31 protein-coding genes are annotated in these 23,324 nt (G+C 66.8%); 21 read left to right on the top strand and 10 right to left on the bottom strand.

Annotation, left to right across the window (positions count from 1 at the left end):
* Positions 1-266: 266 nt before the first annotated feature.
* Together VGV41_RS07170 and VGV41_RS07165 are read left to right on the top strand one after the other, a co-directional pair.
* Positions 267-827, top strand: coding sequence for a hypothetical protein (locus tag VGV41_RS07170; protein ID WP_326863077.1), 561 nt, complete (start codon positions 267-269; stop codon positions 825-827).
* A gap of 101 nt (positions 828-928) precedes the next feature.
* A complete protein-coding gene (locus VGV41_RS07165; protein ID WP_326863076.1) occupies positions 929-1,738 on the top strand; it encodes an ABC transporter substrate-binding protein in 810 nt (269 codons plus the stop codon).
* A gap of 8 nt (positions 1,739-1,746) precedes the next feature.
* Here the strand turns inward: VGV41_RS07165 and VGV41_RS07160 are convergent, their stop codons facing one another.
* From VGV41_RS07160 to uvrB, 5 genes are all read right to left on the bottom strand, one after another.
* Positions 1,747-2,049, bottom strand: a complete 303-nt coding sequence (locus VGV41_RS07160) for a HigA family addiction module antitoxin (RefSeq protein WP_326863075.1) — start codon at positions 2,047-2,049, stop codon at positions 1,747-1,749.
* Positions 2,050-2,060: 11 nt separating this feature from the next.
* Positions 2,061-2,342 (bottom strand): type II toxin-antitoxin system RelE/ParE family toxin, encoded by a 282-nt coding sequence (locus tag VGV41_RS07155; protein ID WP_326863074.1) that lies wholly within the window; start codon positions 2,340-2,342, stop codon positions 2,061-2,063.
* Positions 2,343-2,436: 94 nt separating this feature from the next.
* Positions 2,437-2,637, bottom strand: a complete 201-nt coding sequence (locus tag VGV41_RS07150) for a hypothetical protein (RefSeq protein ID WP_326863073.1) — start codon at positions 2,635-2,637, stop codon at positions 2,437-2,439.
* A gap of 227 nt (positions 2,638-2,864) precedes the next feature.
* Positions 2,865-3,119 (bottom strand): hypothetical protein, encoded by a 255-nt coding sequence (locus tag VGV41_RS07145; RefSeq protein ID WP_326863072.1) that lies wholly within the window; start codon positions 3,117-3,119, stop codon positions 2,865-2,867.
* Positions 3,120-3,328: 209 nt separating this feature from the next.
* A complete protein-coding gene (uvrB, locus tag VGV41_RS07140) occupies positions 3,329-6,385 on the bottom strand; it encodes an excinuclease ABC subunit UvrB (protein WP_414705072.1) in 3,057 nt (1,018 codons plus the stop codon).
* A gap of 574 nt (positions 6,386-6,959) precedes the next feature.
* Between uvrB and VGV41_RS07135 the strand changes: the two genes are divergently transcribed.
* The 3 genes from VGV41_RS07135 (at position 6,960) to VGV41_RS07125 (ending at position 9,539) form a co-directional block, all read left to right on the top strand.
* Complete coding sequence (locus VGV41_RS07135) at positions 6,960-7,352, top strand: hypothetical protein (RefSeq protein ID WP_326863070.1); 393 nt, start codon at positions 6,960-6,962, stop codon at positions 7,350-7,352.
* Between the two features lie 64 nt (positions 7,353-7,416).
* Positions 7,417-8,388, top strand: a complete 972-nt coding sequence (locus VGV41_RS07130) for a tripartite tricarboxylate transporter substrate binding protein (RefSeq protein WP_326863069.1) — start codon at positions 7,417-7,419, stop codon at positions 8,386-8,388.
* A 242-nt stretch (positions 8,389-8,630) separates the two neighbouring features.
* Positions 8,631-9,539, top strand: a complete 909-nt coding sequence (locus VGV41_RS07125; protein WP_326863068.1) for an amidohydrolase family protein — start codon at positions 8,631-8,633, stop codon at positions 9,537-9,539.
* A gap of 18 nt (positions 9,540-9,557) precedes the next feature.
* On the opposite strand, the gene VGV41_RS07120 is transcribed toward VGV41_RS07125, so the two are convergent.
* Entirely contained in the window at positions 9,558-9,956 is a 399-nt protein-coding gene (locus tag VGV41_RS07120) for a DUF1398 domain-containing protein (RefSeq protein ID WP_326863067.1), read from the bottom strand.
* 24 nt (positions 9,957-9,980) lie between these two features.
* The gene (locus VGV41_RS07115; protein ID WP_326863066.1) at positions 9,981-10,397 is read right to left on the bottom strand and encodes a helix-turn-helix domain-containing protein; all 417 of its coding nucleotides are present in this window, start codon (positions 10,395-10,397) and stop codon (positions 9,981-9,983) included.
* A 143-nt stretch (positions 10,398-10,540) separates the two neighbouring features.
* Here VGV41_RS07115 and VGV41_RS07110 point away from each other — a divergent pair, with 143 nt between their 5' ends.
* From VGV41_RS07110 to ruvB, 5 genes are read left to right on the top strand one after another with little or no spacing between them, the layout of a single operon-like run.
* Positions 10,541-10,789, top strand: a complete 249-nt coding sequence (locus VGV41_RS07110; RefSeq protein ID WP_326863065.1) for a DUF1272 domain-containing protein — start codon at positions 10,541-10,543, stop codon at positions 10,787-10,789.
* Between the two features lie 51 nt (positions 10,790-10,840).
* Positions 10,841-11,362, top strand: coding sequence for a crossover junction endodeoxyribonuclease RuvC (ruvC, locus tag VGV41_RS07105; RefSeq protein WP_326863064.1), 522 nt, complete (start codon positions 10,841-10,843; stop codon positions 11,360-11,362).
* Positions 11,359-11,979: a Holliday junction branch migration protein RuvA gene (gene ruvA, locus VGV41_RS07100; RefSeq protein WP_326863063.1), complete on the top strand. Its 621-nt coding sequence runs from the start codon at positions 11,359-11,361 to the stop codon at positions 11,977-11,979. The genes ruvC and ruvA overlap by 4 nt, the downstream gene beginning before the upstream one ends.
* Positions 11,980-11,986: 7 nt before the next feature.
* A complete protein-coding gene (locus tag VGV41_RS07095) occupies positions 11,987-12,406 on the top strand; it encodes a cytidine deaminase (RefSeq protein WP_326863062.1) in 420 nt (139 codons plus the stop codon).
* Entirely contained in the window at positions 12,403-13,449 is a 1,047-nt protein-coding gene (gene ruvB / locus VGV41_RS07090; RefSeq protein ID WP_326863061.1) for a Holliday junction branch migration DNA helicase RuvB, read from the top strand. Before VGV41_RS07095 ends, ruvB begins: the two co-directional genes overlap by 4 nt.
* A gap of 14 nt (positions 13,450-13,463) precedes the next feature.
* On the opposite strand, the gene VGV41_RS07085 is transcribed toward ruvB, so the two are convergent.
* Entirely contained in the window at positions 13,464-14,444 is a 981-nt protein-coding gene (locus VGV41_RS07085; RefSeq protein WP_326863060.1) for a quinone oxidoreductase family protein, read from the bottom strand.
* 132 nt (positions 14,445-14,576) lie between these two features.
* Between VGV41_RS07085 and ybgC the strand changes: the two genes are divergently transcribed.
* Entirely contained in the window at positions 14,577-15,035 is a 459-nt protein-coding gene (ybgC, locus tag VGV41_RS07080) for a tol-pal system-associated acyl-CoA thioesterase (protein ID WP_326863059.1), read from the top strand.
* 144 nt (positions 15,036-15,179) lie between these two features.
* Positions 15,180-15,647, top strand: coding sequence for a nuclear transport factor 2 family protein (locus VGV41_RS07075; RefSeq protein WP_326863058.1), 468 nt, complete (start codon positions 15,180-15,182; stop codon positions 15,645-15,647).
* 29 nt (positions 15,648-15,676) lie between these two features.
* Here the strand turns inward: VGV41_RS07075 and VGV41_RS07070 are convergent, their stop codons facing one another.
* Positions 15,677-16,147, bottom strand: coding sequence for a MarR family winged helix-turn-helix transcriptional regulator (locus tag VGV41_RS07070; protein ID WP_326863057.1), 471 nt, complete (start codon positions 16,145-16,147; stop codon positions 15,677-15,679).
* Positions 16,148-16,234: 87 nt separating this feature from the next.
* On the opposite strand from VGV41_RS07070, the gene VGV41_RS07065 reads away from it, so the two are divergent.
* From VGV41_RS07065 to VGV41_RS07055, 3 genes are all read left to right on the top strand, one after another.
* Complete coding sequence (locus tag VGV41_RS07065) at positions 16,235-16,555, top strand: antibiotic biosynthesis monooxygenase family protein (protein WP_326863081.1); 321 nt, start codon at positions 16,235-16,237, stop codon at positions 16,553-16,555.
* 126 nt (positions 16,556-16,681) lie between these two features.
* Positions 16,682-17,269, top strand: a complete 588-nt coding sequence (locus VGV41_RS07060; protein WP_326863056.1) for an alpha/beta fold hydrolase — start codon at positions 16,682-16,684, stop codon at positions 17,267-17,269.
* 142 nt (positions 17,270-17,411) lie between these two features.
* Positions 17,412-17,978 carry a methylated-DNA--[protein]-cysteine S-methyltransferase gene (locus VGV41_RS07055; RefSeq protein WP_326863055.1) on the top strand — a complete coding sequence of 189 codons (567 nt, stop codon included), beginning with the start codon at positions 17,412-17,414 and terminating at the stop codon, positions 17,976-17,978.
* A 114-nt stretch (positions 17,979-18,092) separates the two neighbouring features.
* Here VGV41_RS07055 and VGV41_RS07050 read toward each other — a convergent pair whose 3' ends face one another.
* Positions 18,093-18,728, bottom strand: coding sequence for a glutathione S-transferase N-terminal domain-containing protein (locus tag VGV41_RS07050; protein ID WP_326863054.1), 636 nt, complete (start codon positions 18,726-18,728; stop codon positions 18,093-18,095).
* Between the two features lie 77 nt (positions 18,729-18,805).
* Here VGV41_RS07050 and VGV41_RS07045 point away from each other — a divergent pair, with 77 nt between their 5' ends.
* The 6 genes from VGV41_RS07045 (at position 18,806) to VGV41_RS07020 (ending at position 23,317) form a co-directional block, all read left to right on the top strand.
* Positions 18,806-19,459: a helix-turn-helix domain-containing protein gene (locus tag VGV41_RS07045; protein ID WP_326863053.1), complete on the top strand. Its 654-nt coding sequence runs from the start codon at positions 18,806-18,808 to the stop codon at positions 19,457-19,459.
* Between the two features lie 68 nt (positions 19,460-19,527).
* Positions 19,528-20,175: a TetR/AcrR family transcriptional regulator gene (locus VGV41_RS07040; RefSeq protein ID WP_326863052.1), complete on the top strand. Its 648-nt coding sequence runs from the start codon at positions 19,528-19,530 to the stop codon at positions 20,173-20,175.
* 227 nt (positions 20,176-20,402) lie between these two features.
* Positions 20,403-20,852, top strand: coding sequence for a DUF2852 domain-containing protein (locus VGV41_RS07035; RefSeq protein ID WP_326863051.1), 450 nt, complete (start codon positions 20,403-20,405; stop codon positions 20,850-20,852).
* 349 nt (positions 20,853-21,201) lie between these two features.
* The gene (gene tolQ, locus VGV41_RS07030) at positions 21,202-21,915 is read left to right on the top strand and encodes a protein TolQ (protein WP_326863080.1); all 714 of its coding nucleotides are present in this window, start codon (positions 21,202-21,204) and stop codon (positions 21,913-21,915) included.
* Between the two features lie 6 nt (positions 21,916-21,921).
* On the top strand, positions 21,922-22,383 hold the full coding sequence (tolR, locus tag VGV41_RS07025) for a protein TolR (protein WP_326863050.1): 462 nt from the start codon (positions 21,922-21,924) through the stop codon (positions 22,381-22,383).
* 7 nt (positions 22,384-22,390) lie between these two features.
* Positions 22,391-23,317 carry a hypothetical protein gene (locus tag VGV41_RS07020; RefSeq protein ID WP_326863049.1) on the top strand — a complete coding sequence of 309 codons (927 nt, stop codon included), beginning with the start codon at positions 22,391-22,393 and terminating at the stop codon, positions 23,315-23,317.
* The last annotated feature ends 7 nt before the right edge of the window (positions 23,318-23,324 follow it).

Here is a 23,324-nt window from a genome sequence, read left to right as displayed (position 1 = left end):
AGCCCCGCCCGCGGGCGCCGCATCAGCCGGACCTTTCGGTCCGACCCGATGAGACGACAAGACCGCATCTCCGGCCTTCCGTCTCACCGCTGCTCCGTCCTCGGCACGTCTCCGGTGACGCCCCTTGAAGAGCAGGACAGGACGATAATCCATATTTCGGAGAATGTGTCAACAGTCCTATTGAAAGATTTTCCACCCGATACCCGGCGGAGGGAACCCCGCCGCCGGGTCTCGGGTTGTTCCGACGAGTATTGGAGGACGAGGCCATGCGAACCCTTCTTCTGTCCGGCGCAGCCGCGCTGGCGCTGCTCACCGCGCCGGCGCTGGCGCAGGACAATGTCCGCAGCGACAAGACGATTCAGCCCAGCGAACTGACGCAGCAGGCCAAACGCCCGCAGCTCAGGCTCGACGACAAGCAGAGCGCCGCGATCCGCGACGCGCTGGTGGCCGAGCACACGCAGCAGAAGACGCCGAAGGATTTCCGGCCGCAGGTCGGCGCCGCGCTGCCGAAGACGTTGAAGGTCGACGCGATGCCGCAGGATCTCATCCGCAAGGAGCCGGCGCTCAAGCAGTACGGTTACGCCAAGACGGCGACCGACATCCTCGTGCTCGATCCGATGAAAAAGACCATCATCGCCGTGGTGCCGCGCAAATTCCCCGCCGACGCCAAGGCCAAGCCGGAAACAGGGACCGACTGGGCCAAGACCAAGGGCCGCGAGCTGACCGGCCAGGCGCCGGAGCCGGATGCGAACGCGCAGCCGCTCCAGCCGGCGGGCGATTCAGGCGACGTCCCGAACGGGACCGAGGGCAACGCGACGAAGAAGTAGGGGCGCCCGCGAGCCGGGTGCCTTGCGCGTGTCGACGGGATCGCGTTGGCTTGGCCATGCCGGCGGCGCGACAGACGCCCGCCGCGGCCAGGGGGGCTCGCATGCGACACCGACGCGCCTTCGTTTTGCTCGCCGTCCTCGCGCTGTTCGGCACGCGATTGTGTCCGGCCTCGGCCCAGACGCCGCCGCCCGATGCGCTCAAGGAGCTGGTGCCGACCGGCACGCTGCGCGCCGCCATCAATTTCGGCAACGGCGTGCTGGCGCAGAAGGGCCCGAACGGCGAGCCGCGCGGCATTTCGGCCGATCTCGCCGCGGCACTGGCGAAGCGGCTCGGCGTGCCGCTGCAATTCGCGACCTTCCAGGCGGCGGGCAAGGTGTTCGAGGCGCTGGCCGCGAACAAGGTCGACGTCGGCTTCATCGCCATCGAGCCGGCGCGCGCCACCGACGTCGCTTTCACCGCGCCTTACGTCATCATCGAAGGCACCTACATGGTGCGCACCGACTCGCCGCTGCGGGACGTCGGCGACGTCGACAGGGCCGGCATCCGCATCGGCGTCGGGCTCGCCTCGGTCTACGATCTCTATCTGACGCGCACGCTCAAGCACGCGACCTTGGTGCGCGCCAAGGTCGGCGGCGCGGCCGCCGGCATTCCGGTGTTCATCGACCAGAAGCTCGACGCCGCCGCCGGCGTGCGCCAGCCGCTCGACGATTATGCGAAGGACCATCCCGGCTTTCGCGTCATGACCGGCGCGTTCGAGCAGATCGGGCAGGCGATGGGCACGCCGAAGGGCCGGCCCGCCGCGGCAGCCTACCTGCATGGCTTCGTCGAGGAGATGAAGGCGTCAGGCTTCGTCGCCGACGCGCTCAAGCGCAGCGGGCAGGTGGCGAAGGTGGCGGAAAGGGAGAAGTAGGGGGGCGCTTACGCCGCGTCGCCGGTCACGCGCGCAATCCGCGCGAGGTCCTTGCCGATGGCGCGCTCGGCGGTTTCGACGTCGTAGCGCGTTTGCAAATTGAGCCAGATCTCTGCCGACGTGCCGAGCGCCCTGCTGAGCCGAAGCGCCGTGTCGGCGGTGATGCTGGAGGTCTCGGCGGCGATGCGCTCGACGCGCGTGCGCGGCACGCCCATCGCCTTGGCCAGCGCGCCGGGCGAAAGATTGAGCGGCACGAGAAATTCCTCGCGCAGGATTTCGCCGGGATGGAGGGGAGGGAGTCTCTTCGGCATGCGCATCTCTCTCAATGATAATCGACGATCTCGACGTCCGTCGGCCCTTGGGCAGTCCAGCGGAAGCAAATCCGGAATTGATCGTTGATCCGGATCGAATGCTGCCCGGCACGATCGCCTCGAAGTGCTTCCAGGCGATTGCCCGGCGGCAGGCGCAGATCGCGCAAATCAGCCGCGGCGTGCAGATACCCGAGCTTCCGCCGCGCGACTTTGACCAGATCGGCCGGAAACCCCTTCGGGCTGTCGCCACGAAAGACGGCTTCCGTCAGTGCGTCCCGGAAAGCCCCGACCATGTCTCGATGTATCATCGAATGATACAAAGATCAAGACCGTGTATCGTTCAATGATACGGAGCGCGCTCGCTCCTCGCGGCGTGGAAAGACCCCATCACATCGCCCCCTCATAAATCATCCACCCCGCCAACCACACCGCGAAACCCACCACCGCGCCGAGCAGTGCGCCATAGATGCGATGACGCCGCCACAAGAACGCGCCGGCGATGGCGCCGAGCGGCAGGCCGGGGCTGCCGATGATCAAGAAGACGAAGGCGAGGCTCAGGGGGTCGTTGAGGATGCCGATGTCGGACATGATAATCTCAGCTGTTTAGCCGTTCATCCCCGAGGGCGCGGGGTCAGTCCATCCTATCGTCCAAACTGGATTTCCGCTTGCCCGGGAATGAACGGAGTGAGGGCTAGTGCTCCGACGTCACCGCTTAGCGCGTTCGCCCTGAGGTCGCCGTGCCGGCCTACAATCGAGCGCACGCCGCCGCGCGACAAAGTGTTTTCGCTGGTGAGGTTCTTACTTGCGCCAGCTCGTTAGTTCTCCGGTTTCTGCGACCGTAATACCGAATTCCAGAACAGGTAAATTGGCCAAGCGAATCCGAGCACCAGAACTAGGTCGAAGGCGCTACCCAGCAGAACGAACAACGGGCGCACCGGAACCGGATGTCCCATCAATGCCGACAGCGCGAACAACGCGGAATAAATGAAGAGTATCGGGATGTTGAGAATAAAGCTGATGGGCGCCCCTAGCTGTCCCACACACTTAAACGACGGCAGGATGTTCTCCATTTCGCAAGCGCGCGGCGCTACTAAAGCGAAAATTACGTCGAAGACGAAGATTACTGCGGCAGCAAGAAGGGCGTAGGAGCAGAAGCGACAAATTAGTAGGAGCCAGCGCATTGCGTCGCCGCTTTCTTATTGCCCTGTAGCAATACAAACAAATCGCGATTCGTGATTTGATCACAGCCGGAATCTGTCAGCTAGCAATCAGGATAACCTCACCGTTTCCGCTTATTGGCCTTGAAGCCGCCGTGCTGGCCGGGGCGGCCCATGGTCGAGCGGCCGCCTTCGAGCGCGGCGCCGCGTTTCGCCGGCACCGACTCGACGCCGGGGCCCATCTCGTCGAGTTCAGGTCTACGAGGCCGCCCCTCATCCGGCTCGCTGCGCTCGCCACCTTCTCCCCGCGCGCGGGGAGAAGGAGAAGCGGCGCGCGCCGGCTTGAACTCGTGCCAGGTGGCGATGCCCATTTCGTCGAGGTGCGGTTTGTGCGGGCGGGCGGTGTCCTTCACCTCCCCCTGGAGGGGGGAGGTCGGCGAGCGTAGCGAGCCGGGAGGGGGTGAACTTTTTCCGCGCGCTGCCACCCCACCCCGCGCGCTTGCAGCGCGCGACCCTCCCCCTCCAGGGGAGGGTGAAGAAGGAGCGCGCGCGGTCGGATTGTCGAGCACCGCCAGCTCGGTCTGCTTCAGCCGCTTGATCTCGTCGCGCAGCCGCGCCGCGGTCTCGAAGTCGAGATCGGCGGCCGCCTCGCGCATGCGCGTCTCCATGTCGGCCACGACGGCTTCGAGATTGTGGCCGATGGTCGTCGCCTCGCCGAACTCGCCCGCCGACGTCGCGCCGCCGGTCGAGATCAGCACGTGATCGCGCTCGTAGACCGAGTCCATGATGTCGTGGATCGAGCGCTTGATGCTCTCCGGCGTGATGCCGTGCGCGGTGTTGTACTCGACCTGCTTCTCGCGGCGGCGGTTGGTCTCCTCGATGGCGCGCTGCATCGAGCCGGTCATCTGGTCGGCGTAGAGGATCACCTTGCCGTCGACGTTGCGCGCGGCGCGGCCGATGGTCTGGATCAATGATGTTTCGGAGCGCAGGAAGCCTTCCTTGTCGGCGTCGAGGATGGCGACCAGCGCGCATTCGGGAATGTCGAGGCCCTCGCGCAAGAGGTTGATGCCGACCAGCGCGTCGAAGGCGCCGAGCCGCAGGTCGCGGATGATCTCGATGCGCTCGAGCGTGTCGATGTCGCTGTGCATGTAGCGCACGCGGATGCCCTGCTCGTGCAGGTACTCGGTCAAGTCCTCGGCCATGCGCTTGGTCAGCACGGTGATCAGCGAGCGATAGCCTTTCAGCGCCACCTGCCGCACCTCGCCGACGAGATCGTCGACTTGCAGGCGGGCCGGGCGGATGTCGACCGGCGGATCGATCAGCCCGGTCGGGCGGATGACCTGCTCGACGAAGACGCCGCCGGCTTCGTTCATTTCCCAGTGGCTCGGCGTCGCCGACACGGCGACCGTCTGCGGCCGCATCGCGTCCCATTCCTCGAAGCGCAGCGGCCGGTTGTCCATGCAGGAGGGCAGGCGGAAGCCGTATTCGGCGAGCGTCGCCTTGCGGCGGAAGTCGCCGCGGAACATGCCGCCGATCTGCGGAATGGTGACGTGGCTCTCGTCGGCGAACACCAGCGCGTTGTCCGGCACGTATTCGAACAAAGTCGGCGGCGGCTCGCCGGGACGGCGGCCGGTGAGATAGCGCGAATAGTTCTCGATGCCGGCGCAGGAGCCGGTCGCTTCCATCATTTCCAGGTCGAAGCGCGTGCGCTGCTCGAGCCGCTGCGCTTCCAGCAGGCGCCCGGCAGTGTTGAGCTGGTCGAGACGCCAGCGCAGCTCCTCCTTGATCGAGTTCATCGCCTGGATCAACGTCGGGCGCGGCGTCACGTAGTGCGAATTGGCGTAGACCTTGACGAATTCCAATTCGTCGGTCTTCTGCCCGGTGAGCGGGTCCATCTCCTCGATCTTCTCGATCTCGTCGCCGAACAGATGGATGCGCCAGGCGCGGTCTTCATAGTGCGCCGGGAACAGGTCGATGGTGTCGCCGCGCACGCGGAAGGTCCCGCGTGAGAAGTCGTGTTGCGTGCGCTTGTATTGCAGCGCGACGAGGTCGGCGATGAGCTGGCGCTGATTGATCTGGCCGCCCTGCTTGAGCGTGAAGGTCATCGCCGAATAGGTCTCGACCGAGCCGATACCGTAGATGCACGACACCGAGGCGACGATGATGACGTCGTCGCGTTCGAGCAGCGCGCGCGTCGCCGAATGGCGCATGCGGTCGATCTGCTCGTTGATCGAGGATTCCTTCTCGATGTAGGTGTCGGTGCGCGGGACGTAGGCCTCCGGCTGGTAGTAGTCGTAATAGGAGACGAAGTACTCGACGGCGTTGTCGGGGAAGAACGACTTGAACTCGCCGTAGAGCTGCGCGGCGAGCGTCTTGTTCGGCGCGAGGATCAGCGCCGGGCGCTGCGTCTCCTCGATCACCTTGGCCATCGTGAACGTCTTGCCCGAGCCGGTGACGCCGAGCAGCACCTGCGTGCGGTCGTGGCGCTTGACGCCCTCGACCAGTTCGCGGATCGCGGTCGGCTGGTCGCCCTTCGGTTCGAACTCGGACTTGATCCTGAGCGGGATGCCGCCTTCGGACTTCTCCGGGCGCGGCGGGCGGTGCGGCGTCCACACCTGCTCGGTCACCTCCGGCCGCCCTTCGCGCAGCAGGCGCTCGAGCGACTCGGCGGTGGCGGCGACGCCCATCGACGACAGGCCTTGTCCCGGCCGCGGCAGGTCGGCGCGCGGCAGGCGGTATTTGGGGTCTTCTCTTCCTTCACCTCTCCCCGCCGGGCGGGGAGAGGTCGCCGACCGCAGGTCGGCGGGTGAGGGGGCATCACCGCGAGTCTGAGCTTCGGGAGACGCCCCCTCACCCCGACCCTCTCCCCGCAAGCGGGGAGAGGGAGAAGAGGCGTCTGCCTCATCGCCCAACCCCAGCTCCGCCGCCAACCGCGGATCGAGTCCGGTGATCGGGCTCGCGCCCGCGTCGTAGTCGCTCTGCCGCGCGTCCTCGAATCCGGACGACTTGGTCTTGTCGGCGTCCTTCGCCGACTTGCGTGCGGTGTGCGCGGCCGAGAAATCGCGGCGGCGGTCCCAGGAATTGTCCGACGGCGGCTGCAGGCCGCTCGCTTCTCCTAACCTCTCCCCTTTGGGGAGAGGTCGCCCCGAAGGCGCGGGTGAGGGGGCTTGTGATTCGATCGCATCGTCCCCCCTCTCCCGACCTCGCTTCGCTCGGTCGACCTCTCCCCCCTGGGGAGAGGTGACACGCGCGTGTTGCGCACCCGTGCCGGAACCCAGCCCCGCGGTTCCCCTTGCTATACCGGGGTTGAGCAGCGCCGCGAGTTCGTCCGGCGTTTGCGGCGCGTCGGGCCGCGCCGCCTTGGCGCGGGTCGCGCGTGCGGGATCTTTCGGCTTCTTGTCAGGATTCCTGGGCTTGTCGGGGGATTTCGCCATCGCCGGAATATGGGGCGAGTCCCGGGGCGGGGAAAGGGCGCGGAACCCGCCCGAAGGAACAGGCCGCGAACCGACACAACCGGAGCAGGCTAGTGCAACCTGTCGGGGCGATCCGCGGTGCCTGTTTCGCCATCCGAAACCACAATCATCTGGATAATACGCTGCGGCGATGCGCCACGGCGATCATGATAGAAGATGCCTATTTGATGCGCGGCGCCGCTTACAGAATGTCTCTGCGCTGCGTGAATTGCATTTGTGCCATTTCCTGTCTTGTCAAATTCATCTTGGCAAAGCAAGTTACCGCCGGGGATAACCGTCCATGCTCGAACTGATGTCGAAACACGCGCGCGAATGCCTTGAACGCGCCGCCGACTGCCGACGCCGCGCGCAGGAGGCGGGCGACGCGGAAACGCAAGCGGACTGGCACGAGCAGGAAGCGCGCTGGCTCAAGCTTGCCGAGCAGAACGATCTGTCGACGCGGATCACGACCTTCCTCCACGTACCGGACGGCGCGACATTCTCGCCGGAGGCGGAGGCGGGCGTGCGCACTCTGGTCGACATCTTCGACCGCATCTGCCGCACGATCGATCTCGATCTGACCGACGACATCCAGCCGCGCAAGATCGCCCGCACCATCATCGAGGCGACGCTCGCCGGCGAGAGCGATCCGGACAAGCTCTTCCTGTGCGGCCTGAAGTCGGTCTCGCACTGAGACCGCTTCCGCATCGCGCCGGCGGTGCTAAGCTCGCCTCAACGACAATATCAGGGAGGAGATCATGGCCGCGTTCACGCGACGCACCGTTATTGCCGGGCTTGCCGCCGCGCCGTTCGTTGGCGCCGCGCGCGCCGACACCGCGTGGCCGACGCGCGCGGTGCGCGTGATCGTGCCCTATCCGCCGGCGGGTGGCGCCGACACCACCGGCCGCATCCTGTTCAACCAGGCGAGCCAGGAACTGCACCAGCAGTTCGTGGTCGAGAACCGTGGCGGCGCCGGCGGCACGATCGGCGAGGCGGTGGTCGCCAAGGCCGATGCCGACGGCTACACCGTGCTGCACGACGCCACCGGCTTCTCGGTCAACGGCTCGCTCTATCCGAAGCTGCCGTTCGACTACAAGAAGGACTTCGAGCCGGTCTTCCTCGCCTCGCTGGTGCCGAACATCCTGGTCGTCACGCCATCGGTGCCGGTGACGACGGTCAAGGACGTCATCGCCTACGCCAAGGCGCAGAAGGACGGCATCGACATGGCCTCGTCCGGCAACGGCACCTTGCAGCATCTCTGCCTCGAAATGTTCCGCAAGATGACCGGCCTCAGGATCAACCACGTGCCGTATCGCGGCGGCGGGCTGGCGCTCAACGACGTGATGGGCGGGCAGGTGAAGTTCTTCTTCGCCAACGGCTCGTCGGTGGTCGGCCAGATCAAGGGCGGCAAGGTCAAGGCGATCGCGCATACCGGCAAGGGCCGGCTGGCGAGCCTGCCCGACATTCCGCCGATTTCCGACACGCTGCCCGGCTTCGAGGCTTACGAGTGGAACGGTGTGTTCGTGCCGCACGGCACGCCGGCGGCGATCGTCGAGAAGCTCAACGGCGCGCTCAACGCGGCGCTGAAGACGCCGGCGGTGGCCGACCGCTTCGCGCAGCTCAACATCCAGTCGCGGCAGAACACGCCGGCCGAGTTCGCCGCCTTCGTCGCGCACCAGATGGACGTGTGGGGCAAGGTGGTGAAGGACGCGAACATCCATCTGGGGTGAGTTACGCGACCTCTTTCTTCACCTCTCCCAGTCGAAGTCGGATATATCCGACTTCGACCACTTTAGATGCCGAACTCGGGCAAACCCGAGTTCGGTTGGGAGAGGTCGCCCGTCGAAGCGCAGCGAAGACGGGCGGGTGAGGGGTTACAAATTCTGAGAGTCAGGAACCCCCTCACCCCAACCCTCTCCCCACAGGGGAGAGGGAGTCCTGCTCTGCCTGCGGCCATTCCGAGTTTCATACGATGTCTGTTGAGCGTACCGATCGTGATCCCCCGCGCATCGCCGGGCCGGTGGCCGATCCGAAAGCGCCGCGCGAAAGGCCGCCGAAAGGCGCGTGGGATACGCACGCGCACATCTTCGGGCCGTCCGACAAATTCCCCTATACGCCGGGGCGCGGCTACACGCCGCCGGACGCGCCGGTCGAGACGTACCTCAAGCTGCTCGATACGCTCGGCTGCGACTACGGACTGATCGTGCAGGGCAACGCGCATGGCTATGACAACCGCGTTCTGCTCGACGCGCTGACGCGCTTTCCGCATCGCCTGCGCGGCATCGCCATCACCGACACGCGCATCGCGCCCGTGACCTTGCGCGCCTGGCACAAGCTCGGCATGCGCGGGTTGCGGTTCCATCTGTTTCCAGAGAGGCCGAACTACGTGCGCGGCGTCGGCCTCGAGGTGTTCGAGGTGTTCCGCAAGACGATGGCCGAACTCGGCTGGGTGGCGCAGTTCTTCTGCGACGGCCGCGTGCTCAAGAACTTTGCGCCGGCCTTGCGCGCGATTGCGCAGGACATGCCGGTGATCGTCGATCATTACGGCATGGTCGACGCCGGGCGCGGGCTGAATGACGAGAATTTCCAGGCGCTGGTGAAGCTGGTCGGCGACGGCCACGCGCATGTGAAACTGTCGGCGGCCTATCGCAACTCGAAACAGTATCCGGATTATCCCGACGTGCGGCCGTTCCATGAGGCGCTCGTGCGCGCCAACCCGGAGCGGCTGATGTGGGCGACCGACTGGCCGCATCCGTCGATCGACGCGGCGGTGATGCCGGACGACGGACATCTCATGGACCTGTTCTGCGCCTGGACGCCGGACGAGGCGACGCGGCGGCGCATCCTGGTGGACACGCCGGCGCGGCTGTTCTGGACCTGATGACGCAGCAGGCGTTCCTCATTGCGCCGGCGGCGCCGGAAACGGCTCGACATAGGTGTCGCCGTCGCGGCCGACATAGACCGCCTTGCGGCCGCCGAAGAACACCTCGTAGCTGGCGCAACCGGCACCCATGATGCGCCGCAGGAACTCGGCGTAACCGATCTGCTTCTGCTGAATGGCCTTGACGGTCGCGGCGACGGTGTCGCGATCGAATCCGACAGCGACGGCCGGCGCGTCGGCAAGCGGCATCGTCTCGTCGAACGCGCCCGCACCGGCGTCGTAATAGGTATTGCGCAGTTTCATCAGATCGGCGCGGTAGTGCGTCACGCCGGCGCCGGCGAGCCGCTGCACCACGAGCGGAAAGGGCGTATCGGCGAAACTCGCCCGCATGCACTGCATGATCGTCTCAGTATTCATCGTCGTTTCCTGTCGGTTTGCATGTCAGTCCGAAGAGGTGGCTTCTATCAGCCGCCGCAGGCTCCTGTGCAGCGGTGCGAGATCGGTGCCGCCGAGCCGGCGCGCGATCCGCGCATGCGACGCCGCTGCAGCCCTGGTGATATCGGCGAGCGCGGCCTGGCCGCGGCGTGTGAGGACGAGATAGGGCGAGCTTTTGTGATCGGGATTGGATTGGAAGATCGCAGAGCCGTCGGTGACCAACAGATCGGCGATACGCTGCACGTTCTGCCGCGACACGCCGAGCCGGCGTGCGATTTGCGGCACCGTATGCGGATCGGCAGAGGCAGCGCTCATCACTTGCCAGCGCGCTTGGGTCTGACCGACAGTGTTCGAGATCGCTTCGCCGTCGTCGCGGAAGCGGCCCGCAAGTTCGAAAATGTCGGCGACGATCAGCGGCAGCAAGGCCTTCGGTTCACTGTTCATGGTATCAGTATGTCAATCAGACAACAGATTGTCAATATCGGTTGCCGGGCGACGAGGCCGCCTGTGTTGACGACGGCACCGCGGCGCGCCGACGATGGCGCCGCAATACGGAGACTGCACCGATGCTCGCTCTGCGCCCGAGCTGCGAATGCTGCGACAAGGACCTGGCGCCCGATGCGGCCGACGCCATGATCTGCACCTTCGAGTGCACGTTCTGCCGCGACTGCGTCGAGACGCGGCTTGGCGGCCGCTGCCCGAACTGCGGCGGCAACCTGGTGGCGCGGCCGATCCGCCCCGCCGAGAAGCTCGCCAAGTACCCGGCCTCGACCGAGCGCGTGCTCAAGCCGCAGGGCTGTGGCAAGGCCGCCTGAGGCGGTGGGCCGCTCCCTAGGCTTCCCGCGGGCGGGGGGCTATCACAGGGCATGCTGAAAGCCCCGATTCGCATCCTCGGCATCGATCCGGGGCTCCGCCGCACCGGCTGGGGCCTGATCGAGAGCGACGGCAACCGGCTGATCCATGTCGCCTGCGGCTCGGTCGAGACCAGCGAGCGTGCCACGCTCGGCGAGCGGCTGGTGGCGATCCATGACGGGCTCATCCGCATCATCGAGACCTACGCGCCGCACGAGGCGGCGGTCGAGCAGACCTTCGTCAACGCCAACGGCGCCTCGACGCTGAAGCTCGGCCAGGCGCGCGGCGTCGCCATGCTGGTGCCGGCGCGCGCGGGGCTGTCGGTCGCCGAATACGCGCCCAACGTCGTCAAGAAGACGGTGGTTGGCGCCGGGCACGGCGACAAGGCGCAGATCCGCATGATGATCGGCGTGCTGCTGCCGAAGGCGTCGCCGCAGTCGGACGACGCCGCCGACGCGCTGGCCATCGCGGTGTGCCACGCGCACCACCGCGGCAGCGTCGTGATGGCGGCGAAATTGAAAGTGGCGGCGCGATGATCGGCAAGCTCAAGGGCATCGTCGATAGCTACGGCGAGGACAACATCATCCTCGACGTCAACGGCGTCGGCTATCTGGTGCACTGCTCGGCGCGCACGCTGCAGGCGCTGCCGGCGCCGGGCGAGGCGGCGACGTTGTCGATCGAGACCTATGTGCGCGAGGACCAGATCAAGTTGTTCGGCTTTGCCAGCGACGCCGAGCGCGAATGGTTCCGCATCCTGCAGACGGTACAGGGCGTCGGCGCCAAGGTGGCGCTCGCCGTGCTCGGCACGCTCAAGCCGGCCGAGCTTGCGACGGCGATCGCGACGCGCGACAAGGCGATGGTGGCGCGCACGCCGGGCGTCGGGCCGAAAGTGGCCGAGCGCATCGTCACGGAACTCAAGGACAAGGTGCCGGCGTTCGCCGATATCGATCCGGCGGTGGTGCATCTGGCCGGCGCGCTCGACGAGAAGCGCGCGCCGAAGCCGGTTGCCGACGCGGTGTCGGCGCTGGTCAATCTCGGCTACGGCCAGCCGCAGGCCGCCGCCGCCATCGCCGCCGCCGCGCGCCACGCCGGCGACGGCGCCGACACGGCGACCCTGATCCGGCAGGGGCTGAAGGAACTGGCGAAGACATGAGTTGCGTATGGCGCTGAGCAAGAAGGACCAGGACCTGATCGACGCCGCGACCAAGGCGATCGCGTCGCGCTACCGCAACGACTGGCAGGAGGTCGGCGCGGCGCTGCGCACGCGCGACGGCCGCGTCGTCGTCGGCGTCAACCTCGACGCCTATGTCGGGCGCGGCGCGGTCTGCGCCGAGGCGGTGGCGATCGGCACGGCGCTGACGGCCGAGGGCGACAAGGGTATCGAGACCATCGTTGCCGTGCGGCATCCGAAGCCCGGCGAGCCGGGCGGCGTCGCCGTGGTGTCGCCGTGCGGTGCCTGCCGCGAACTGATCCATGACTACGACGCCGGAGCGCGCGTCATCGTGCCGAACGGCAAGGAGCCGGCGGTGACGACCATCGGCGAATTGCTCCCGAACAAATACCGGCGGGGGATGACGTGAGCACCGCCCCCAAGCGCATCGTTTCGGGCGACAAGCGCGATGAGGACATTGACGCCTCGCTGCGGCCGCAGAAGCTCGCCGACTTTATCGGCCAGGAAAAGGCGCGCGCCAACCTCAAGATCTTCATCGACGCGGCGCGGGCGCGCAACGAGGCCCTCGACCACGTGTTGTTCGTCGGCCCGCCGGGGCTGGGCAAGACCACTTTGGCGCAGATCGTCGCGCGCGAGCTCGGCGTCAATTTCCGCTCGACTTCCGGCCCGGTGATCGCCAAGGCCGGCGATCTCGCCGCGCTCTTGACCAATCTCGAGCCGCGCGACGTGCTGTTCATCGACGAGATCCACCGGCTCAATCCGCAAGTCGAGGAAATCCTCTATCCGGCGATGGAGGACTTCCAGCTCGATCTCATCATCGGCGAGGGACCGGCGGCGCGCTCGGTGAAGATCGACCTCGCGCCGTTCACGCTCGTCGGCGCGACGACGCGCGCCGGGCTGCTGACCAACCCGCTGCGGGACCGCTTCGGCATTCCGGTGCGATTGAATTTCTACACCGAAGCCGAGCTCGAGCTGATCGTGTCGCGCGGCGCGCGCGTGCTCGGCCTTGCCATGAGCGAGGACGGCGCCAACGAGATCGCCAAGCGCGCGCGCGGCACGCCGCGCATCGCCGGCCGGCTGCTGCGCCGCGTGCGCGACTTCGCGCATGCCGACGGCGCGAGCACGGTCGACCGCAAGGTGGCCGACCGCGCGCTGTCGGCGCTGGAGGTGGACGCGGCCGGTCTGGATGCGATGGATCGGCGCTATCTCTCGACCATCGCACTCAACTACGGCGGCGGCCCGGTCGGCGTCGACACCATCGCCGCGGCCTTGTCGGAGCCGCGCGACGCGCTCGAGGACATCATCGAGCCGTACCTGATCCAGAAGGGCCTCCTGCAGCGCACGCCGCGCGGGCGGCTGCTCACCGGCGCGGCGTTCAAGCACCTCGGCCTCGCCGAGCCGCAGCGCGACCCGAGCCAGTTCGGGTTGTTCGCGCAGGACGAAGACGAGTAGGGCGCGCTCGCGGGCTACGGCTTCAAAATAATCTTCCCCATCACGCCGCGGGCTTCCAGCGCGCGGTGCGCGGCCTGCGCCTCGGCCAAGGGAAACGAGGGCCCCAGCACCGGGTCGATCTTCTTCTCCGCGAACAGCTTGAGCACCTTGTCGGTAGCGCGGTCGCGCAGATGCGCGGCGTGATCGAACGAATGCATGGTGAAGCAGCGCACCGCCGGGCATTGCGCAACGACCGCGCGCATGTCGCGGAACAGATCGCCCTGCGGCAGGCCATTGAGCGCGCCGTAGGAGACCAGCAGGCCGAACGGCGCCAGCATGGTGAGGTCGCGTTTGAGCGTGTCGCCGGCCATGTGATTGCAAATGAGGTCGGCGCCGCGGCCGCCGGTCAGTTCGCGCACGCGCGCGATGATGTCCTCGCGGGTGTGGTCGACGGCTTCCGCGCCGCGCTTGCGCACCAGCGCGCATTTCTCGTCGCCACCGGCGATACCGATGGCTTTGGCGCCGGCAAACCGCGCCAGTTCGATCAGCGCCAGCCCCATGCCGCCGGCGCCGCCGTGCACGGCGACTGTCTCGAATGGGAAGCGCACGGCGTAATCGAGAAGGCATGTGGCGACGACGTAGTTCGACAGCGCCGCAGCGCGGTCGAGATCGGCGCCGGCCGCGAGCGGCCGCACCGCTTTCGCCGCGGCGACGAGGTATTCGGCGTAGAAGCCGCCGTTGTAAGCGTTGTCCCAGTTGGCGACATAGACGGACTGGCCGTCGTTCAATCCCGTGCCGTTGCCGTCGACAATATGGCCGGTCATCTCGTTGCCGGGCACGTAGGGCAACGGCGGCATCCACGGATAGCGGCCGGTGCGGATGAGCATGTCGAAATAGGCGACGCCGATGGCATGCGCCTTGATCAGCACCTCGCCGGGGCCTGCTTTGGGGATGGGCCGCTCGCGGCGTTCGAGCACCTCCGGTCCGCCGGTACGGGCGATCTCGATGACGTTCATGCGCGGCCCCTCATTGTCATCACCCGCGAACGCGGGCGATACAGTATTCACAAAGCGCTCGATTCAGTCGATATGGCGGTGGATACTGGATGCCCCCGCTTGGGGGGCATGACACCAAACATGGCGAGCATAATGAACCCCCTCGACGGCGAGATCCGCGACGGCAAGCACCGGCAGCAGGTGCGCGTCTATTACGAGGACACGGATTTCTCCGGCATCGTCTATCACGCCAGCTACCTGCGCTTCATGGAGCGCGGCCGCACCAACTACCTGCGGCTGATCGGCGCCGATCATCGCGCGCTGTTCGAGCAGGCGGAAAAGGAGGCGCCGGGCTTCGCCTTTGTTGTGCGGCACATGGACATCCATTTCCACAAGCCAGCGTTCATGGACGACCTGCTCGACATCGTCACCGCGCCGGAAGAGGTGAAGGGCGCCTCGGTGATGCTCTATCAGCGCGTCGAGCGGAACGGCGAACTCATCGTCGACGCGCATGTGCAGGTGGCCTTCGTCTCCGGCGGCCGCGCCCGGCCGATCCCGAAGCCGCTGCGCATCGCCATGAAGGCCGATCAGGGCACCGGCGGCGCGGCGTAAGGCACAGCAGCGCGCGTTCACGAATATCTGAAGGCGGCGGCGCGCGAAACAGCTCGTATCGACTGTGCGCGCGATTGACAGGGCGTGACGCCGGTCGCTACACGCGCCGTTGGCCGGGGCGTTGCGTCGAGAGAAAACAGCATCATGTCGCGTCCCCCGCTGCCACCATTCACGGTGGAGACCGCCCGCCAGAAAGTCCGCATGGCGGAAGACGCCTGGAACAGCCGCGATCCCGGGCGCGTGGCGCTCGCTTACACCGAGGACAGCCGCTGGCGAAACCGCTCCGAGTTCGTCGAGGGCCGCGCGGCCATCGTCGCCTTCCTCACGCGCAAGTGGGAGAAGGAGCTCGACTACCGGCTGATCAAGGACCTGTGGGCCTTCGACGGCAACCGCATCGCCGTGCGCTTCCAGTACGAATGGCACGACGTCCGCGGCCACTGGTTCCGCTCCTACGGCAATGAGCAATGGGAATTCGACGAGCAGGGCCTGATGCGCCGGCGCGAGGCGAGCATCAACGATGTGCCGATCGCGGCGGCGGATCGCCGCCTGCATTGGCCGGCGCCGGGGCCGCGGCCCGCCGACGTCGCGGACCTCGCGCAGGCGGTGTTCTGAAGACCGTGCGGCGCACGATCGTGTCCTGATCAGGGTGCGTCGCCTGCGTTTTTCTCGATGCGATCCCGCAGCGTGTCGAGCAGGCGGCGCGCCGCCGCGATGTCGCCGGCGTTCAAACCCTTTGCCAGCGCATTGACCCAGGGCTGTTGCAGCCGGTCAGCCGCCTCATAGGCGGCCCGGCCTTTGCCGGTCAGCGTCACCAGCTTGGCGCGACGGTGATGTGGATTGTCGGCGAAGGCGACGAAGCCGTCCGCGGCCAGCTCATTGACGACCCGCTGCACGCCCTGGCGTGTCAGTCCCATGTTGCGCGCGATCCAGGCAACCGGCGCCGGCGCCGCGGCAAGCGCGACCGCGCCGAGCACCTGCCAGCGCGCGCTGGTCAGCCCGAGATCCTCCACCATGCGATCGCCGGCGGCGAGCAGGCGGCCGTTGAGCCGGAATACATCGAGGATGAGCAGGCTGAGGGCGGAGCCGGAGGCGGTGCGCTGTCGACTGACCATTGACAATGTATATCCGAAATGACAATACACTGTCAATGGTCCGGCGCCGAGGCCGGGCGCCTCATCAAGGAGAGTCCGATGTCAGTCGTGTCTTCATCCGTCTATCGCGTCGACAAATTCGTCGTCCCGGCCACAGCGCACGCCGAATTCATGGCACGGGTCGCCACCATCAAGGGCATGCTCGACGCGATGCCCGGTTGCCGGCAGAACCTCGTGCTCGAACAGGTCTCCGGGCCGGGCGCATTCAACGTCGTAACGATCGTCGAATGGGAGAGCGCAGAGGCCATGGAGAACGCCAAGACGGCGGTGTCGGCGCGCTACCGCGACATCAATTTCAACCCGCAGGAAACGATCGCGCGTCTCGGCATCACGGCGGACATGGCCAATTACCGCCTCTACGCCGCCTAGGGGAGGCTGGCAGACCGCGGGTGCTATCGTGACGCAGGAAGGAGATGTCCATGGCAATATTCGTTCTCGTGCCCGGCGCGTGGCACGGCTCCTGGGCTTTTGAGGCGGTGACACCGCTGCTGGAGCGTGCCGGGCGCCCTGACCTTGACGGGGCTGCGGCCCGACGACGACGACGCGACGGTGGCGAACGCCAACCTCGACACTCACGCCCAAGACGTCGTGGGTTTCTTGGATCGCGCCCAGATCACCGACGCGACCCTGGTCGGACACAGCTATGGCGGGATGGTGATCGCCGCAGCCGCTGACCGCGCCGGCGGCCGCGTCTCGCGCCTGGTTCATCTCGACGCTTACGTTCCGCGCAACGGTGAGTCGTGCTGGTTGTTGACCACCGAGAGCTACCGGCAGTCGTTCGTGGACGGTGCCGCGGACACGGGCTACGCCGTCCGTCCGCCGTTCCGCGCCCCGCACGGCGGTGATCCCCGCCGCCGCCGCCACCCTCTCGCCTCTCTCGTGCAAACGATCCGGCTCACCGGCGTCGTCGACCGCGTGCCCCGGCGCGATTTCATTTACTGCTCAGGATGGGAAGCCGAGACGCCCTTCGCCGGACTCCGCGCCCGGCTCCAAGCCGATCCGGGCTGGCGCGTCCATGACATCCCTACCGCCCACAACGCGATGCGTGACGCCCTGAGCGCCGTCGCCGCGCTACTGATCTGAGTAACCTCGCACAGCATCCAAATGGATCGGCCGCTCCCGCCTCTTCGGCGCCGCGGCCGATTCCCAGGCCGCTGCGCATCGCCATGAAGGCCGATCAGGAATCGGGCGGCACGGCATAGGGCCGCGTGCTAGGGTCCGCATCATGCCGGCTCTCGACTTCACCATCTTCGATACGGCCATCGGCGCCTGCGGCATCGTCTGGAGCGCGCGCGGCGTCTATGCCGTGCAGTTACCGGAGGCGACGCGCGAAGCAACGCGGGCGCGGCTGATCAAGCGCTATCCGCAGGCGCTGGAAGCGCAGCCGCCGTCGGCGATCCGCGCAGCCATCGAGGGCATCGTTGCGCTGCTCGCCGGCGAGCCGCGCAATCTCGCCGACATCGTCATCGATGACGAGGCCACACCGGACTTCAACAAGAAGGTCTACGCCATCGCGCGCAAAATCCCGCCGGGCGACACGCTGACCTATGGCGAGATCGCCGAACGGCTTGGCGACAAGGCGCTCTCGCGCGCGGTCGGCCAGGCGCTCGGTGAGAATCCGTGCCCGATCGTGATGCCGTGCCATCGCGTGCTGGCGGCCAACGGCAAAACGGGCGGCTTCTCCGCCGCGGGCGGCGTGGACACCAAGCTGAAGATTCTCAGTATCGAGAATGCGCAGCCGGGCGGGCCGACTCTGTTCGATCACCTGCCGCTCCAGGCCCGGCGCTCATGACCCGTTCGTCCCCGCGAAAGCGGGGACCCAGCGCGGATGTGCCACAAAGTTCGGTCCTGCTGGATTCCCGCTATCGCGGGAATGAACGGGAGAACCGAGCGATTGCGGTCCAAGTCACGCCGCCTTGTGGCGCGCGAGTTCGGCCTGGTAGAGCGCCAGTTCTTCCTTGAACGAGCGCGCGATGCTCGGCCGCGCTTGCAGCCGCTTGTGATAGGCGGTGATGCCGGTCCACGGCGTCAGATCGACCTTGGTCGATGCGGTCCAGTTCAGCACCGTGTAGAGATAGGCGTCGGCGACGCTGAAGCGGTCGAGCAGGAATTCGCGGCCGCGCAGGTAGTTGTCGAGAAAAGCGAGCCGCGATTCGCCCTTGGCGCGGACGCGCGCCTTGGCCTCCTCCGACAGGCCCTTGTCGAACAGCGGGATGAACAGCGCCTTGTGCAGCTCGGTGCCGATGAAGCCGAGCCACTGCTGCAGCCGCGCGCGCTCGAGATCGTCGCGGCCGCCGAGCTCGGCCTTGGGATAGCGCGCGGCGATGTATTGCAGGATGGCGGCGCCCTCCGGCAGCAGCGCGCCGTCGTCGAGCCTGAGCAGCGGCACGAGGCCGAGCGGGTATATGGCGCGATAGTCGTCGCCGGCCAGCGTCAGCTTGGTCTGCGGATCGACCTCGATGAAGCGCGCGTCGGCGTTCGCCTCGTAGAGCGCGATGCGGCTGGCGAGCGAACAGGCAAGCGGCGAGAAATACAGGTCCATGCTAGCCTCCTTGGCGGTGCGGTTTGTATTTTGTACTGTTTCGCACCAAATTAGCGACGTCAAGGATTTTTTGCGAAATGGTACAAAAAGCGGAAAGGCCGACCCGGGCCAAAGCCGTAGCCACCGCCGGCACGCGGCCGCGCGGGCGTCCGCGCGCCTACGATCCGGCGATCGCGCTTGCCCGCGCCGCCGACGTGTTCTGGAAGAAGGGCTATGACGGCACCTCGCTCGACGATCTCGCGGCGGCGACCGGCATGAACCGGCCGAGCCTCTACGCCGCCTTCGGCGACAAGCGCGCCCTCTATCTCAAGACGCTGCAGCACTATCGCGACGAGGCGCGGACGGTGTCGCTGTCGCTGCTCGCGGACAAGCCGCCGCTGCGCGTCTATCTCGCGCGCTTCTACAAGGTGGCGCTCGATCTCTATCTCAACGGCGGCGCGCGCGGCTGCTACATGATCGGCACGGCGGCGACGCAATCGGTGACCGATCCGACGGTGCGCGCCTTCGTCGCCGAGTCGATCCGCGGCACCGACATGTTCCTGACGCGCTTGATCGCGGAGGCGCGCGAGCGCGGCGACATCGCGCGCAGCGCCGATGCGGCGGCGCTGGCGCAGGTGGCGACCGCGATGCTGCACACGATGGCGGTGCGCGCCCGTGCCGGCCTGGCGCGCAAGGATCTCGAGGCGCTCGCCGCCGCCGCCATCGACACCATCTGCGGCCCGGCGCGCTGAACGCCATCGACGCGCGCAGCGGCGTCATGTAAGAACCCTTCACATCTCAATCGCGTCGGGATTCTCGCATGACCTGGGGCAAGGGCCCGCGCGGCTATCACCACGGCAATCTGAAGGAAGCTTTGGTGCGCGCCGCGCTCGAGCTGATCGCGGAGAAGGGGCCGGCCGGCTTCACCTTCGCCGATGCCGCGCGCTGGGCGGGCGTCAGCCCGGCGGCGCCGTACCGGCATTATCGCGATCGCGACGCGCTCATCGCCGACGTGGCGCGGCGTGGCTTCGACATCTTCGCCGCGGCGCTGGCGAAGGCGTGGGACGACGGCAAGCCGGACGTGCTGCCGGCGTTCGAACGGCTCGGCCGCGCCTATCTCGATTTCGCGCGCAAGCAGCCGGCTTATTACTCAGCGATGTTCGAGGCGGGCGGCGTTGCGCCCGACAGCGATCCGGAATTGCGCACGGCGAGCGACACTGCATTCGCCGTGCTGCGCGCGGCGGCTGAGAAGTTGGTCGCGCTGATGCCGGCGAGAGGCCGGCCGCCCGCGCTGATGGTGGCGCTGCACGTCTGGTCGATGACGCACGGCATCGCTTCGCTGTTCGGCCGCGGCGACGCGGCGCGGCGTACGCTGCCGATGCCGCCGGAAGAGCTGCTCGAGGCGGCGGTGCTCATCTATTTGCGCGGGCTCGGCCTCACCGCGCCCGCGACCGCGAGCCGCAGCTAAAAATTTTCAGCGGTTCCGGCTGCGCCTTGCTGGGGCGAAATCCACAAGCACGAACAAACCCTTGCGCGGCGCCCCGCGGTTTGCCGGCAAGCCCGGCGGTGGCGCGGCGCACGGGCAGGGACCTTCCGCCCGCCGTCGGCCCGCCTATTTGAATGTGAAGGGTGTTGACATCCGCCCCGGACGTCCCCATAAATGTAAATGTTATTTACATTCACGCGAGGCTGACCATGCCCATCACCGCCAAGCTCGACGAATTCGGCAAACCCGCCTGGATCGCGCTGATCGTCCTCGGCTTCTGGGCCTTCTGGCCGCTGGGCCTCGCAATCCTCGCCTTCACAGTATGGAGCGGACGCATGGGATGCGGTTATCACGGCCATGATCGCTGGCAGCACAAGATGGACCGACTACAGCGCAAGATGGATTGGGTGCGCTCGCGGATGGGCGGCGCTCCGTGGAGTGGCGGCGCGTCAAGCGGTCCCGCCTGGCGCGGACCGTCGAGCGGCAACCGCGCCTTCGACGAGTATCGCAGCGAGACCTTGCGCCGGCTCGAGGACGAGCAGCGGGAGTTCCGCGATTTCCTCGATCGTCTGCGCATGGCCAAGGACAAGGCCGAGTTCGATCAGTTCATGGCCGACCGCCGCGACCGTCCGCCGGAGCCGCCGCCGCACCAGGCCTGAGCCTTCTCCGAGGCTTGCTTCCCCCCAAGCCTCAAGGCCGTCCCGCAAGGGGCGGCCTTTTTTGTTTTCAGCCGCGAGCACGCTCCACCTCCCCCTCCAGGGGAAGGGTGAAACGGCGCTAACGCATCCTTAACCACAATCAGCGCTGTTACGGGCCTGAAAGCCCGCTCAAACGCCCTAGTTTGGCCAGATTTCGCGGGGATTTCGGTGGTCTTTCGGGGTCATCGGGACAAGCGCGAATTCTTCACGTCGAAGGCGTGAGCGACCCACTTTTTCTGGCCGCGGCAACCCGGACGTCTGCCTCGCGCCATCCGAGCCGCATCAGGCGGGAAAGGACCAGCTCGTGCTGTTGCAGACTGTCCCTGTGGTCGGGACCAATATTGCACCGTCCGCCACCGGTCTTTCGCTGTGGGCGCTGTTCTCGCACGCCAATTTCGTCGTCCAGGGCGTAATGGTCGGGCTGCTGGTCTGCTCGATCTGGGTCTGGGCCATCGCCATCGACAAGATCGTGCTCTACGCGCGCTCTCGTAAGGACATGGACAAGTTCGAGGGCGCGTTCTGGTCCGGCGAGTCGCTCGAGGACCTCTACCGCACGCTCTCCGGCAAGCCGAACCACTCGATGGCGGCGCTGTTCGTCGCGGCGATGCGCGAATGGAAGCGCTCGTTCGAGGGCAGCGGCCGCTCGATCGCCGGCCTGCAGATGCGCATCGAGAAGGTGATGCAGGTGTCGATCGCGCGCGAGATCGAACGGCTGGAGCGGCGGCTTCTGGTGCTGGCGACGGTCGGCTCGGCCGGCCCCTTCGTCGGCCTGTTCGGCACGGTGGTCGGCATCATGACCAGCTTCCAGTCGATCGCCGCCTCGAAGAACACTTCGTTAGCAGTCGTGGCGCCCGGCATCGCCGAGGCCCTGTTCGCGACCGCAATGGGCCTTGTCGCCGCCATACCGGCGACCATTTTCTATAACAAGTTCGCCTCCGAAGTGAACAAGCAGGCGCAGCGGCTTGAGGGCTTCGCCGACGAATTCGCCGCGATCCTGTCGCGCCAGATCGACGAGCGGGGGTAGCAACAGATGGCCATGAACGCCGGCACACCGGCCATCGGCTCAGGACGCCGGGGGCGCCATCGCCGCGGCGTCATGGCCGAGATCAACGTCACGCCGATGGTCGACGTGATGCTGGTGCTGCTCATCATCTTCATGGTCTCGGCGCCGCTCCTGACCGTCGGCGTGCCGATCGACCTGCCGCAGACGCAGGCCAAGAGCCTCAACCAGGACAAGGAGCCGCTCACCATCTCGGTCAACGAGAAGGGACAGGTCTACCTGCAGAACACCGAGATCGACGTCGACGCGCTGCTGCCGAAGCTCGAGGCGATCGCACAGACCCGCGGCGGCACCGACGCGCGCATCTACGTGCGCGGCGACAAGAAGGTCGATTACGGCACGATGATGAAGGTGATGGGGCGGCTGTCCGGCGCCGGCTTCCACAAGGTGGCACTGGTGACGGAGTTCGAGCAGGGCTCGGCGGGCAAGTAAGGTCGTGATGCGCAAGGCCACAGCGATTTCGGCAGGCCTCCACGTGGCAGTGCTGGTGTGGGCGACCTTGTCGCTCTCCGGCAAGGCCTACGACGTGACGCCGACGGAATCGCTGCCGGTCGATCTCGTCTCCGACAAGGACTTCTCGCAGATGACCAAGGGCGCGATGGACGCGCCGAAGCCGGTCGAGAAGCCGAAACCGCTGGTCGAGAAGAAGGCGCCGCCGACGCCCGAGGTCGAGGACATCAAGCCGAAGATCACCGAGAAGCAGGAGATCAAGGAGACCTCGCAGAAGCCGCCGGCGCCGACGCCGCCGAAACCGCCCGAGCCGAAGCCGCCGGAAAAACAGGAAGCGAAGGCCGCGGAGAAACCGCCGCAGCCGAAGCCGGCCGAGGTCAAGCCCGACGTCATCGCCAAAGAGCTCAAGAAAGAAGAAGAGAAGAAAGAGAAGGAAGCGAAGGCGCAGCCCAAGCAACTGCCGCCGAAGAAGCCCGAGAAGAAGCAGCCCGACTTCGATCCGAGCAAGATCGCGGCGCTGCTCGACCAGCGCGCGCCGCAGCGCCACGCCGTCACCGGCGACGAGCTCAATCCGAACGCCACGCTCGGCCGCGCCAAGGGCCTGGCGGCGCAACTGTCACAGAGCGAGATCGACGCGCTGCGCGAGCGCATCAAGCAGTGCTGGCAGCCGCCGGTCGGCGCCGAGAACGCGGCCGATCTGCAGGTCGTCTTCCACGTGATATTCAACCGCAACGGCACGGTGATGCGCGGACCCGACGTGGTCGAGGGCGCGCCCTCCGCGCTTGGACCGATTTTCGCCGAAAGCGCCCGTCGCGCAATCCTGCAATGTCAGCCTTATACGATGCTGCACCAGGAGCACTATGCGCAATGGAAAGACATGGAAATGGAATTCAACCTGCGCGACATGTTCCGCTAAAGAAAGT

It is taken from the genome of Pseudolabrys sp. (genome assembly GCF_035943735.1).
Lineage (GTDB): Bacteria > Pseudomonadota > Alphaproteobacteria > Rhizobiales > Xanthobacteraceae > Pseudolabrys.
The sequence above is the reverse complement of the archived record's forward strand: the minus strand, read 5'-3'. Positions and strand labels throughout refer to the sequence as shown.

Coding starts and splice junctions, on each gene's coding strand:
- VGV41_RS07170 (WP_326863077.1), top strand. CDS start 267: ATGCGAACCCTTCTTCTGTCCGGCGCAGCCGCGCTGGCGCTGCTCACC.
- VGV41_RS07165 (WP_326863076.1), top strand. CDS start 929: ATGCGACACCGACGCGCCTTCGTTTTGCTCGCCGTCCTCGCGCTGTTC.
- VGV41_RS07160 (WP_326863075.1), bottom strand. CDS start 2,049: ATGCCGAAGAGACTCCCTCCCCTCCATCCCGGCGAAATCCTGCGCGAG.
- VGV41_RS07155 (WP_326863074.1), bottom strand. CDS start 2,342: ATGGTCGGGGCTTTCCGGGACGCACTGACGGAAGCCGTCTTTCGTGGC.
- VGV41_RS07150 (WP_326863073.1), bottom strand. CDS start 2,637: ATGTCCGACATCGGCATCCTCAACGACCCCCTGAGCCTCGCCTTCGTC.
- VGV41_RS07145 (WP_326863072.1), bottom strand. CDS start 3,119: ATGGAGAACATCCTGCCGTCGTTTAAGTGTGTGGGACAGCTAGGGGCG.
- VGV41_RS07135 (WP_326863070.1), top strand. CDS start 6,960: ATGCTCGAACTGATGTCGAAACACGCGCGCGAATGCCTTGAACGCGCC.
- VGV41_RS07130 (WP_326863069.1), top strand. CDS start 7,417: ATGGCCGCGTTCACGCGACGCACCGTTATTGCCGGGCTTGCCGCCGCG.
- VGV41_RS07125 (WP_326863068.1), top strand. CDS start 8,631: ATGTCTGTTGAGCGTACCGATCGTGATCCCCCGCGCATCGCCGGGCCG.
- VGV41_RS07120 (WP_326863067.1), bottom strand. CDS start 9,956: ATGAATACTGAGACGATCATGCAGTGCATGCGGGCGAGTTTCGCCGAT.
- VGV41_RS07110 (WP_326863065.1), top strand. CDS start 10,541: ATGCTCGCTCTGCGCCCGAGCTGCGAATGCTGCGACAAGGACCTGGCG.
- ruvC (WP_326863064.1), top strand. CDS start 10,841: ATGCTGAAAGCCCCGATTCGCATCCTCGGCATCGATCCGGGGCTCCGC.
- ruvA (WP_326863063.1), top strand. CDS start 11,359: ATGATCGGCAAGCTCAAGGGCATCGTCGATAGCTACGGCGAGGACAAC.
- VGV41_RS07095 (WP_326863062.1), top strand. CDS start 11,987: ATGGCGCTGAGCAAGAAGGACCAGGACCTGATCGACGCCGCGACCAAG.
- VGV41_RS07085 (WP_326863060.1), bottom strand. CDS start 14,444: ATGAACGTCATCGAGATCGCCCGTACCGGCGGACCGGAGGTGCTCGAA.
- ybgC (WP_326863059.1), top strand. CDS start 14,577: ATGAACCCCCTCGACGGCGAGATCCGCGACGGCAAGCACCGGCAGCAG.
- VGV41_RS07075 (WP_326863058.1), top strand. CDS start 15,180: ATGTCGCGTCCCCCGCTGCCACCATTCACGGTGGAGACCGCCCGCCAG.
- VGV41_RS07070 (WP_326863057.1), bottom strand. CDS start 16,147: ATGGTCAGTCGACAGCGCACCGCCTCCGGCTCCGCCCTCAGCCTGCTC.
- VGV41_RS07055 (WP_326863055.1), top strand. CDS start 17,412: ATGCCGGCTCTCGACTTCACCATCTTCGATACGGCCATCGGCGCCTGC.
- VGV41_RS07050 (WP_326863054.1), bottom strand. CDS start 18,728: ATGGACCTGTATTTCTCGCCGCTTGCCTGTTCGCTCGCCAGCCGCATC.
- VGV41_RS07045 (WP_326863053.1), top strand. CDS start 18,806: ATGGTACAAAAAGCGGAAAGGCCGACCCGGGCCAAAGCCGTAGCCACC.
- VGV41_RS07040 (WP_326863052.1), top strand. CDS start 19,528: ATGACCTGGGGCAAGGGCCCGCGCGGCTATCACCACGGCAATCTGAAG.
- VGV41_RS07035 (WP_326863051.1), top strand. CDS start 20,403: ATGCCCATCACCGCCAAGCTCGACGAATTCGGCAAACCCGCCTGGATC.
- tolR (WP_326863050.1), top strand. CDS start 21,922: ATGGCCATGAACGCCGGCACACCGGCCATCGGCTCAGGACGCCGGGGG.
- VGV41_RS07020 (WP_326863049.1), top strand. CDS start 22,391: ATGCGCAAGGCCACAGCGATTTCGGCAGGCCTCCACGTGGCAGTGCTG.